The following is an 11756-nucleotide window of genomic DNA, read 5'->3' as shown; positions in this document are numbered from 1 at the left end:
TTTACCTTTCCTTTAGTTTTAGTGATGTTGTTATCTTGTTTATCCATGACTTTCCATTATTGTGGAAGTGAGTATTTATACCCAATGTGTTTTTTGCTAAATTTTTTATTTTTATTTTATTTCTGCCAAAATAGTCTTGATCAATTAATGATTCTTTTGTTTTAAATATATAAGGTATTTGCGTATCAATCTTACGACCTAATAAAGTTTGTACATCAGCGGTATCTAACATATTCTTTGTTATAGGCCGACTTTCATTCAAACAAATGATTAATCGGGTGGCTTGTTTGTTATCTCGTTTAAAACGGTCATAAATATCAATAAATTCTTTAGCAACACGAACTGAGGTCATGCTATTGTCGAGTAATATAATGATGCAATCTGATTGTTCAATATATCTCGTTAATTTTTCTTTTGATAAACTATGGATAGGCTGGTCGAATACAATGTAATTGTGCTTTCTACCTATCTGAGTATTAATATCACTTAACTCATTCTCTTTACACAACATGATATCTATATTTTTATGACATTCATTTACCTCTGATGTCATTTTTTTCTCTGTGACAAGATCAAGATCTTGAGATCCTTGATTGCCTTGTAGTAATAAAGTGGGCGATTTTTTTATTTGAGTTACTTCACAAGAAAAATGATAGCTAAGTAGTGTGGTACCAATCCCTCCTTTACATCCTAGTATACTGATAAAAAAAGCTTTCCTTTCTGCTTCAATGGGAATGCCTTTTAGCAAGTGTTGTGTTAACTCAACTGACTGTGATTGTAAGTTTAAGTATAATACCCCATGCTCAGTAAATTTTTGGGCGACACTGATTGAGTCTATATCACCGACTAATACACACCAGCAGTCTCGTGGAGTATTACTTTTTATTAAACTTAATGTTTTGTCAATGTTTTCATTATGACCGATATCAATAATAAACCCGACAGTTTGTTCTGGGATATTTATATCCGAAATATTAAAAATATCTTTATCCATTTCTTTAATATCGTTCATATCAGCCAGACGTATTTTTTCTGATATCTCCTCTATTACCCATTTTCGTGTAGACATAATCACAATATTTTTTTTTATTTTACTGTCTTTTCTATTGATGAGTTCCTTATTGAGAATTAATTGCATAACTCACCATTAGTGCTAGAGTTTTTTCTATTGGTCTTATATGCACAACCCACTTCACTATTTTTAGTGATGCGATAATCATTAACGTTATATTTACAAGGTTTGTATCGCGTTTTCAATCTGTTATCTTCGCATAAGTTGATGTTTTTTGTCATTTTTTCGTTCTCCCCTACTAATACTGATGCACGGCCATTATCCATAGGGATAATTGTTGGTCCTGCATGAGCTAAGTTTAAAAATAATACAATGCTGCCTATTATTAATAATTTCATTTGATAAATCCTCCTTTGCGTAGGAATTCTTTAGCCATCTTCTCTCTTTTTATTTCTATGATATGAGTAAAATTAAAAAAACGCTCAAGTGCTGAGGTATGCATGAAATTGGGTAGCTCTACTTCTTTCTCTGAAATGGGTCTCACTAAATTCACGGTTGCGACGACCACTAATTCAGTTTGTTTTTTCCGTGTCTCTGCATTGCGAAAGAAAGCGCCTAATATAGGGATATCACCAATCAATGGAATTTTTTTCAGTGATTCTCTTTCTGAGCTACTGATAAGCCCGCCAAGAATAAAGCTTTCACCATCACCTAGTTCTAAGGTTGTTGCCGCTTTTCGTGTCCTGAATGAAGGATACGAATTTCCTCCATCGATACTAAATACTTTATCTATACTGCTCACTTCTTCATCCAGCTTAATTCGGATCCGTTTTTTCTCATTGACTTTGGCTCCGATGTTTAGTTTTATGCCAAATTCTTTATAAGTAATTACTGTGCTATTTTGTGCGGTATTAACAATGGGTATTTCCCCGCCAACTAAAAATGTAGCACTCTCCCCAGATAATACGGAGAGGTTAGGTTCAGCTAAAACCCGAGCGATAGAATTATCATTAATAGCATGGACTAATGCGCTAATATCATTTGCATTAAATTTTCTCAAACCATCTAATTTTAAAAATTGAAATGAACCTGAAATATTCCCTATAGTGCTCCAGTCTACACCAATATTTTCGCTAAAGTCTTTTGTTACTTCGGCAATAGTGAGTTTTACATTTACTTGGTTTGAACCTGGTAGCTTTATTCTATTTATTATCCCCGAGTACTCTGAGGTATTAAAATACTGATTATTACCATCGATTTCTTTTTTGTTGTGAATATCTATTGTTTTTTTACTTCCGGTAGCTTCGCCAATGATACTGACAATAGTATCTTTTGCCTCTTCGGTCTCTACTGTTCCTGTCAGAATATAGCTATCTCCTACCTTATTAATCTCTATGTCGCTTTCAGGGTATTCAAGCTGTATCCTTTTATGTGCCGAGGTAATAGTATTATTGACTAATACTACTAGTTTATTTATGGGTTGATGGTTCTGATTGAACAGAATAAACTCTGCTGTTCCTTCCTGTTTTGCATACACAATAATGCTATTTTTTCCTACTAGTTCATAGTCAGCAATAGCTGCCACAGAAACAAAAACTGTATCTATTTCCTCTTGTGTTTTAATAATAGAGGATTCACCAGTAGATAAGTAAGTGGGTTTGGCATTTGCTCTGTTTACTGCTATTTGGCATGTTATAATCACACATAGGAGAAACAGTATGTTTTGATTTAAATATCTTAATTTAGCTGTTCTCATCCTCTTAACTCTCTTATTGTCCGTAACTCAGGTAATGTGTCATGTAGATGTTTTGATTTATTATCTTCACCGCCGATGGTGGGAGTTAGGATGATGTCACCTGATGCTTCTGCCAAGTAGATTAAATCAAGATCCCGCATATTGATGATAACTTCTATATAACCCGTTAGCGCCTCTTCAGTCTTTTTATTTTTACCATTTACTTCTAATAATTCGCTTTCTGAGTATTTTTTTATTCTTACTATTTCCATATTTTGGATGATTTTATAGAGTGAGTAATTCTGTTTTTGTCTGTTGTTTATGCCTTTTTTATTGATCGTCGTGCCATTCTCCATTCCCTTTCTATTGTCTGCTTCAAGAGTTATCAATTGAAAGGAAACCCTACCACCAACATTTAATGAATCGAGCAGATACTCATCTTGCTTTTTTAAATTAAATTTGTAGATAACATCACCTTTCTTTAAGATAAGATGATTGAAATTATCACTAGCAGGCGAAACTAACATATCTTTTGTAAGATAGGAGTTGGCGAGAACATTTTCTTTCAATAAATAGTTATTAATATTAGTACTGCTTGATATGTTGCTTTTTACCAATTCACTTGATTCTTTAACCAAGAGTTTCTTTATGGCGTAATCATTCCCTCTTAATATTGTTCCTGAAGGAAGGTTACGGGTTGACTGTGCTAGTGCTATATTTATTTCTTTCTCGTTGTTCAATTCGAGCAAATCATAGGATGCTTTTTCATTACTATCATTATCAATGTTAACTAAAATTCCCGTGATGCCAACGGCGACAATTAAAAACGAAAGAAATAAAATAAACTTACGGTTCATGATAATATCCTTTATCTTTTTTTATAAATGATAAACTTGCTATTTTAGATGATAAGTGACAAGAAAAATCCAGCGGAAATTGCAACAGCATAAGGAACGCCTCGCTGTTGAATATCTTTCCGATTAATCATTATACCTATTATCATCACTACGCCCCCCATCATTGCAGTATAGAGAATAAAATCCAGTGACTGTGAGGTCGTCAGTGAAAATAACAGTACGGTGATTAATTTGACATCACCTCCACCAATAAGGTTGAAATAAAATATACTATAACCAATCAGTAATGCACTGAGAGGAATAATCATGTTAATTCCGTGATTTGTTGTAAAACCCAATGTCACGGTATTGAGCGCGATAGTAATAATGAACTTATTGCTGATAGTTCGATAACGGATATCACTGTAGCAAACGTATAGCAGTTGTAATACTAACAATGTGTTTAACAATGCGTACAGGATATCCAATACATCACCCTTATATATAAGATTGAGCATGGCAGCATTAAGCTACCATGCAGATGAGGGAAGTTTATATTTATTTAACCATTGCTTGTATGTTTGTCATGGTTGTTTCTACTATGTCTTTCAATGGCGTTTTCACTAAGGCCAGTAAGGTGGCTGCTACAGCAATAATCATAACGTATTCGATAACCGTACCGCGATTATCTTTCATAAACGTTTGTGCATTAACTTGTGCTGTTACGTAAGCTTTAGTGATTAAGTTCATCATAATTTATTTTCCTTTTCAAAAGTGTTGGGATTCTTCCCGATATTTCAAATTAAGTATTTAGTCGGTATATCGCTACCATCCGAATTGATATTTTTTATATTCGCCTCGTTCGTAGTGGTAGCTATTAAACGTTGTATCGGATGGGAAATCCTTTTTGTTGCCATCATTTAACCTTTTTAAATTACATTCATTTTAGTGGGAATGTTAAGGGTTTAGTCCCTCCCCACCGAATAAGATAATAATGACTAAGACTGAGAGAAATGAGAGCCAACAGAAAGAGAAAAAAGCGAGCAAAGAAATTAACTTTCTCCACCCATTGCTTTGCAGAAAGCTTTGTTGACTCGGTATTGGAAGAACTCGTGGAGTGATACTGTTGACCGGCAATGAGAGTGTGGTTGTCTGGGAGGTATCAGGGAGCGCTGTTATCTGCTCATTATCATCATTATTTTTCTCTTCTTGGGGATCTTCGCATACTGCTATTTGGCTTACTGAGCCAGTATAACGGACTCCTTTGCGAGGAATAGTATGAATAAGAGATTCTTTCAGCCCAACCTGAATAAATGCCTTACGCAGCATATAGAGTTGCCCATAATAACTGCTTTCACTGACAGCTCCGCGTTGCTCTTTCCATACTTGATTGATAATTTGCTCTTTTTCAGTTACTCCATTAAGCAATAACTGTAAGAATCTCAGGTTGTTTTCAGTCAATATTACCACTGAGCCATCAGGGCCATTTAAACAACGTTGTGTGGGAGAAAATAGCACCGTTCCTTCTAATTTAAACACAATCTCATTTGTCTCCATATTGGCGGCTACCTATCCTGTATAAGGTGTGTATATATTTTTGAGTGCTTTAAGGTTTTATCTTATCTTGGGCAAATCAGATTTACTCGAGTAAGTATTTTTCTTTGATGTTGTGTGTATTGCAAGTGTAGTAATGCCATGTAATGGCCGCTGTAAGAATTATAAATGCGCTATTTTCCTATGTTTATTTCTTCATAAATTTCTTTAAATAACTACGCGGCGTATTCTCGCATGATGCAATTGAACTTAACAAGCAGGTATTTAGCCTGAACATGCTATTTGCTATTATTATTTATCATCATTTCTTATTTGTTTATTATTTTGTCTTTGTCATTTAATTATGGTTTTTGTACCATTCTTCTATGTTTTTGATGAACATTAATGTTTTTTAACTTTAATATATTAAATATAATATTTCCCCCTCCTTATAAAATGGTGAAAAGTAGATAGAGGGTGAAATAGCAATAAGTTAATTCGGGGAGATGAGTAAACTATATTGGTCTTAGTTACCTCATAGCTGGAGGTAAAGTGAGGCCGTTATGACCATGGATCTGTTTTCCCAATTGCCAATGAGCCGTGGGTTGAGGAGTTATGAGGTATCAATAAGAAAGCCCTGAGTTCTGCAAAGTTAAACCCAGGGCTTTGGTGATGCTGACTAAGATTTTACTCCTGTTTGCTGTCTTTTTTATGCAGCAACATATACACCGCCGGAATAACTAGCATCGAAAGCAATGGTGCGCTCACCATCCCGCCGATCATCGGGGCGGCAATACGTTGCATAACTTCTGAACCGGTACCGCCTCCCCACATAATGGGCAGTAGCCCAGCCATAATTGTCGCTACTGTCATGGCTTTTGGTCGAACCCGCAGCACGGCCCCTTCATGAATGGCGGCACTCATCTCACTGGCTGTCATAGTAATACCGGGTTGCTGATGTTTTTTCAGCGCTTGATTCAGATACAGCACCATGATCACGCCGAATTCTGCCGCAACTCCTGCCAGTGCGATAAAGCCAACAGCAGCAGCAACGGAAAAGTTATAGCCCAAACCATAGAGCAACCAGACCCCGCCAATTAGCGCGAAAGGCAGTGTCGCCATAATCAAGGCGGCATCACGGACACTACTGAACGTCACATACAGCAGCACGAAAATAATAGTGAGAGTGACTGGCAGAACAATTTTCAGTTTCGCGGTCGCCCGCTCCAGATATTCAAACTGCCCAGACCAACTGAGAGAGACGCCCTCCGGCAGTTTCACTTGTTGGGCGACGGCCTGTTGCATATCAGTGACCGCTGATTTCAAATCTCGCCCGCGCAGATCGACATAAACCCAGTCGGATAAGCGCGCATTTTCACTTTTCAGCATGGGCGGGCCTTCGGCCACTTTGATATCTGCCAGTTCGGATAATGCCACTTGCCCACCGCTGGCGGTGATGACCGGCAAATCACGTAATTTTTGCAGCGAATCACGGATTTCCCGGGGATAACGCAGATTGATTGGGTAGCGCTCGCGCCCTTCAATGGTTTCGCCAATATTTTGCCCGCCGATCACGGTTTCTACCAGTGATTGCAGCTCTTTGACCGAAACGCCATAGCGAGCGGCGCGCTTGCGGTCGATATCAATATCGACATAGCGGCCACCCGCCAGCCGTTCGGACAAAGCCGAAGTGACACCCGGTACTTTGCGTACCACTTGCTCAATTTGCTGTGCCACTTGCTCGATCTGCTGCACATTTTTGCCGTTTACTTTGATTCCGACAGGGCTTTTTATCCCGGTAGACAACATGTCCAGCCGATTGCGGATTGGCGGCACCCACAGATTGGCAATTCCGGGGACGTTAACAGTGGCATCGAGTTCCTCAATCAATTTGTCCATGGTCATGCCGGGCCGCCATTGATCTTTGGGTTTAAAACGAATGGTGGTTTCGATCATGGTGAGCGGTGCGGGATCCGTTGCTGTTTCCGCGCGTCCGGCTTTACCAAAGACGGTATCCACTTCCGGCACCGTTTTGATCAGGCGATCAGTTTGTTGCAGTAAATGGCTGGCTTCACGCACGGAAATCCCCGGTAGCGTCGAGGGCATATACAGCAAATCGCCTTCATCCAGGGCGGGCATAAACTCGCTGCCTAAGCGGCTCAGCGGATATAATGTGATCAGCAATAACATGCCGGCAATAGCCAGTGTGGTTTTTGGCCGCGCCAGCACGGCGGTTAACACCGGTTGATACAAAGCAATGAGCCAACGGTTAATTGGATTGGCATTTTCGTCAGGAATTTTTCCACGAATAAAATAGCCCATTAACACCGGTACCAAGGTGATTGCTAAGCCGGCAGAAACCGCCATGGCATAGGTTTTGGTAAAGGCCAGCGGCGAAAACATTCGCCCCTCTTGTGCTTGTAAGGTAAAGACCGGAATAAATGACAACGTAATAATCAATAAACTGCAAAAGAGCGCAGGGCCGACTTCAATTGCCGCCTGTTCAGAAATACGCCAGTAATCTTGGCTAACGGGCGTTTGGCCGGGGTGATCCCGCCGCCATTGTTCCAATACTTTATGCATGTTCTCGATCATCACGATGGCCGCATCCACCATGGCACCAATGGCAATAGCAATACCGCCCAGCGACATAATATTGGCATTAACCCCCTGATAATGCATGACAATAAAAGCACCGAGGATCCCCAGTGGCAAAGTGATAATGGCTACCAGCGCCGAGCGGAAGTGGAACAGAAATAGGGAGCAGATAACCGCGACAACTAAAAACTCCTCCAGCAGCTTAAATGACAAGCTGTCGATGGCCTGAGTAATCAGGTGCGAGCGGTCATAAACTGGCACAATTTCTACCCCTGCGGGCAAGCTGCGCTGAATCTGTTGTAGTTTTTCTTTCACGCCATTGATGGTTTCCAGCGCATTTTTGCCATAACGCATCACGATGATGCCGCCAGCCACTTCCCCTTCGCCATTTAATTCCGCCACGCCGCGCCGCATTTCTGGCCCCATGCGCACGGTGGCGACATCGGACAGTAAAATGGGAATACCATCACGGGCGGTAATCACAATATTCCTGAAATCATCTGGTGTTTTCAGGTAGCCGCTGGCCCGCACCATATATTCGGCGGCCCCCATTTCCAGCACTGAGCCTCCGCCTTCCTGATTGCTGTCAGTAATGGCGCTGGCAATTTGCTGATGTGAAAGATTCAGCGCCCGCATCCTTTCTGGGTCAAGAACCACCTGATACTGGCGCACCATGCCGCCGACACTGGCGACTTCTGACACGTTGGGCACAGTTTTCAGCTCAAACTTCAGTGTCCAATCTTGCAATGCGCGTAAATCAGCCAAACTGTGTTTGCCGCTTCTATCGATTAAAGCATATTCATAGATCCAGCCAACACCGGTAGCATCCGGGCCCAAGGCCGCTTTGGCCTCGGCGGGTAGGGTGGATTGCACTTGGCTGAGATACTCCAATACCCGTGAGCGCGCCCAGTAAGGGTCGGTTCCATCATCAAACAATACATACACATAGGCGTCGCCAAACATGGAAAAGCCGCGCACAGTTTTGGCCCCAGGCACTGATAACATGGTGGTCGTCAGCGGATAAGTCACTTGATCTTCAACCACTTGTGGCGCTTTGCCAGGATAACTGACGCGAATGATCACTTGCGTGTCTGACAAGTCAGGTAGTGCATCCAGTGGGGTTTGTTGCAGGGACCAAATCCCCCAGGCGGCCATCATCACTGCGCCCAGCAGTACTAACAGCCGGTTACGTAGCGACCAGCGGATAATGGCGGCAATCATAAGTGGCTCCCATGGATATCCGTGGTGTTATTGGTTTTTACCGGCAGGATCTGGCGGATCTGTGCGCCTTGTTCATTCAACGTAAAGGTGAAGTTAACCTGACTCCCGACATGGATCTCAGGGGATAACTTGCCCGGTGGCAGCAGGAAATCCATGGTCATCGGCCCCCATTTCAAGGCGGCAATAGGGCCATGTGACAAGGTGATGGTTGCGTCATTAATCGCGTTGACTTCCCCGCGCACCGAGTAGATATCGGCCGGTGCTTGTGCAGTATTATCCGCCGTCGGCTCTGAGGTTTCCGGGATGTCATCCATCTGCGGCAAGGCACTTTGCAAACTGGCCTCCGAATCAATCAGGAATTGCCCGGAGGTCACCACCCGCTGGCCATTGTTCAACCCGGATTTGATTTCTACCCAACCGTCCTGAGCCTGTCCGGCACTGACTTCCACTGGCTTAAAGTGACCATCACCTTCGGCCAGCAATACGGTGTTGCGGCTGCCCGACATTAATAAGGCCTCCTGCGGAATGACCAGAACTGGCTCACGGGTTGCTGTTTGTGTCGATTGCACATTCAAGTACATACCCGGTTTTAGTTTTTGCTGTGGGTTTTCCACGGTGATACGTGCTTTTAATGTACGAGTCGCGAGATCCATATTGGGCAACAACTCGCTGACTTTGCCGTGGAAAGTTTCACCCGGCCAACTGGCAGTGGTAGCCGCAATTTCATTGCCGATAGTGACTAAACTGGCTTGTGACTGTGGGTAATCCACCACGATCCACACCGGATCGAGGCTGGCTAACTCGAACAGGGATTGGGTCGCACTGACTTGCGAACCGGCGCGGATATCCAGTTTATTGACATAGCCACTGGCCGGGGAGCGCAGAGTTACCCGAGTTTGCGGCTGCCCGCTTTTTTCTACGCTGCGGATAACCTCTTCCGGCATGAATTGCAGTTGTAGCCGTTGGCGGGCCGCTACGGTTAATGCACTGTCACCCAATGTGCGAATAGCCAGATATTCTTGCTGGGCGGCACTCCAATCAGGCACCCATAACTGCGCCAATGGCTGATTTTTTGTGACGGGTTGCTGATTAGCTCGTACATATAATTGCTCGATGATGCCATTCGCCCGAGCCGCAATCACTTGTACACTGCGCTCATCTGTCGCCACAGTACCGTAGCCGGTAAGGCGATAATCGAGTATTCGCATTTCTGCAGGGGCGGTGCGAACCCCCAGATTTTGCTGTTGACGGGCACTGATAGTCACCCCTTCGTCTTCTACGGTTTCACCGGCATAGCGTGGCACCAGTTCCATATCCATAAACGGTGATTTTCCAGGTTTATCGAAGCGCTGGCCGGGGGACATCGGATCATACCAATAGAGCACTTTACGGCTGTTTTCTACTGTAGCGGCAGAGTTTGCGGCGAGAGTGTCAGTTGAATGTGATGCCGGTTTGCCGAGCAGATAACCACCAAGACCACTGATAACGGCGACGGCCACCAAAGTCAGGCTAAATAGCTTTTTCATCGCATGCTCTCCTGCGGGGTCAGATAACGGATAGCAGCCCAAGTTCGGGCTAATTCTCTGGCGGCATTGCTGGTATTAAGCTGGCTATCGAGCAGAGCACGCCGGGCTTCCAGTACACTGCTCAAATCACTTTTATTGGCTTGATACTGCGCCATCATCAAATCAACACGTTGTTTTTGCAGCGGTAAAACGTCATTGGCCTGCCGCTGCCATAACTGTTGTGTGGCCTGATATTGCGCCAGCAGCGTATCGAGCTGCGCCCGATGGTCACGGGTCAGTAATGTGAGCTGATCATTGGCTTCCATGGAGCGCGAGACGTCGGCAGCATAATCTTTGTCCTGACGTTGCGAGCGGAACAGCGGCAGATCGACTGTGACCATGACACCGGCCATGTCCTCATACTCTTGCGCGCGTTTGGCATAATAAACTTCAATACCCACATCGGGAGTGGCAGCAATAGCAGATTGCGCAGAGCGCGCTTTGGCGACTTCAGCCTCACGACTGGCGAGTAAAATTTCGGGATGCTGGTTGATAGCATCTCGCAGTACCTTGATATCAGCGGGCAGGTGGGCAAATTTTGGCAGCGGTCCATTGACATGTTGAACGTCGATGCCGGTCAATTGTGTTAGCTGGGTTTGCGCCAAAGCGACATCACGTTGTGCGGTGGTTAACCTATCTTGCATCGCCGCTAGTGTCAGGCGCGCATCTAACACACTGCTGGGTAACGCGCCACCGCTGGCAACTCCGGCTCGTTGCAGTGACACCTGTTTTTCGCTTTCTTGCACCAAGACTTTGGCATCACTCACCGCTTGCTCGGTGAGCGCCAAATCCAGCCAGGCTTGTGCGGTTTCTTTTTGTAACCGGGTGCGGATGGTTTCGCTACCCGCCGCGGTTTTACGGGCTTCGGCACTGAGGGTGTCGGCCTTTCTTTGCCGTTTATCACTGCTGACATAATCCTGCATGATGCCGATCCGCTGCATGGTCATGCCCTCGCGGGTAAAGCGGCGAGCATTGTTGCCCCCGACAGGCAGGTTTTCAATACCAAATTTCAATTTAGGATCAGGCAGTTGGGTAGCAGAACTGGCCATGTTTTCTAGTGCATTAACTTGATGCTGATTAGCGGACAGCTCGGCGGAATAGCGCTCAGCGGAAACCAGCGCTTGTTCCAGCGTTATGTCCGCTGCATAGCTGATGGTTGGCAGACTGAACGCAGCCGCCATCAGCAGGTGGGTCAACCCTAAGCGCAGTGCAGCCGAGGGCCGCACCGATTGTCGGTGATTTACTAAGTGGCTCAT

Annotated in this window: 10 protein-coding genes; all 10 read right to left on the bottom strand. The window is 43.8% G+C overall.

Annotated features, from left to right (window positions below):
- Position 1: 1 nt before the first annotated feature.
- Entirely contained in the window at positions 2-1138 is a 1137-nt protein-coding gene (locus tag F0T03_RS18270; protein ID WP_159679944.1) for a CpaE/TadZ family protein, read from the bottom strand.
- On the bottom strand, positions 1129-1410 hold the full coding sequence (locus F0T03_RS18265; protein WP_145555048.1) for a hypothetical protein: 282 nt from the start codon (positions 1408-1410) through the stop codon (positions 1129-1131). Before F0T03_RS18265 ends, F0T03_RS18270 begins: the two co-directional genes overlap by 10 nt.
- Positions 1407-2768, bottom strand: a complete 1362-nt coding sequence (locus tag F0T03_RS18260) for a type II and III secretion system protein family protein (protein ID WP_159679942.1) — start codon at positions 2766-2768, stop codon at positions 1407-1409. Before F0T03_RS18260 ends, F0T03_RS18265 begins: the two co-directional genes overlap by 4 nt.
- Complete coding sequence (locus F0T03_RS18255; protein ID WP_145555050.1) at positions 2765-3604, bottom strand: tight adherance operon protein; 840 nt, start codon at positions 3602-3604, stop codon at positions 2765-2767. The genes F0T03_RS18260 and F0T03_RS18255 overlap by 4 nt, the downstream gene beginning before the upstream one ends.
- Positions 3605-3648: 44 nt before the next feature.
- Positions 3649-4101 (bottom strand): A24 family peptidase, encoded by a 453-nt coding sequence (locus F0T03_RS18250; protein ID WP_162526980.1) that lies wholly within the window; start codon positions 4099-4101, stop codon positions 3649-3651.
- A 40-nt stretch (positions 4102-4141) separates the two neighbouring features.
- Positions 4142-4336 (bottom strand): hypothetical protein, encoded by a 195-nt coding sequence (locus tag F0T03_RS18245; protein WP_145555052.1) that lies wholly within the window; start codon positions 4334-4336, stop codon positions 4142-4144.
- Between the two features lie 204 nt (positions 4337-4540).
- Positions 4541-5140 carry a winged helix-turn-helix domain-containing protein gene (locus F0T03_RS18240; RefSeq protein WP_145555053.1) on the bottom strand — a complete coding sequence of 200 codons (600 nt, stop codon included), beginning with the start codon at positions 5138-5140 and terminating at the stop codon, positions 4541-4543.
- Between the two features lie 663 nt (positions 5141-5803).
- Positions 5804-8935, bottom strand: a complete 3132-nt coding sequence (locus tag F0T03_RS18235) for an efflux RND transporter permease subunit (protein ID WP_159679938.1) — start codon at positions 8933-8935, stop codon at positions 5804-5806.
- Positions 8932-10461 (bottom strand): efflux RND transporter periplasmic adaptor subunit, encoded by a 1530-nt coding sequence (locus tag F0T03_RS18230; RefSeq protein ID WP_159679936.1) that lies wholly within the window; start codon positions 10459-10461, stop codon positions 8932-8934. The genes F0T03_RS18235 and F0T03_RS18230 overlap by 4 nt, the downstream gene beginning before the upstream one ends.
- The gene (locus tag F0T03_RS18225) at positions 10458-11756 is read right to left on the bottom strand and encodes a TolC family protein (protein ID WP_159679934.1); all 1299 of its coding nucleotides are present in this window, start codon (positions 11754-11756) and stop codon (positions 10458-10460) included. Before F0T03_RS18225 ends, F0T03_RS18230 begins: the two co-directional genes overlap by 4 nt.

Origin of the sequence: Yersinia canariae (assembly GCF_009831415.1) — a bacterium.
Lineage (GTDB): Bacteria > Pseudomonadota > Gammaproteobacteria > Enterobacterales > Enterobacteriaceae > Yersinia > Yersinia canariae.
Note: the sequence above shows the minus strand (reverse complement) of the source record. Positions and strands in the feature narration are given on the sequence as shown.